Genomic DNA, 255 nt, shown 5'->3' on the forward strand with positions numbered 1-255 from the left:
TATTATGACTACTCAAACTCCAACTATCGATTTTTCAAAATTCGCTGACCTAAGCCCATTCGAGCTAAAAGACAAACTGATTGAAGTGGCGCAAGCTGTGCCAGATCGTGCACTTCTTGATGCAGGTCGTGGTAACCCTAACTTCCTAGCAACGCTACCTCGTAAAGCATTCATCCGTCTTGGTGAGTTTGCGGTAGCAGAAGCAGAGCGTAACTACGCTTACCTAGGTGGTGATTTCGGTGGTATCCCTGATGG

Annotated in this window: 1 pseudogene; it reads left to right on the forward strand. The window is 46.7% G+C overall.

The annotated features are described in order from the left end of the window. Positions 1-4: 4 nt before the first annotated feature. Positions 5-255, forward strand: a pseudogene (locus AB4274_RS21730) (bifunctional aspartate transaminase/aspartate 4-decarboxylase); the annotation flags it as partial.

The sequence above is a fragment of the Vibrio sp. 10N.261.55.A10 genome, from assembly GCF_041470825.1.
GTDB lineage: Bacteria > Pseudomonadota > Gammaproteobacteria > Enterobacterales > Vibrionaceae > Vibrio > Vibrio crassostreae_C.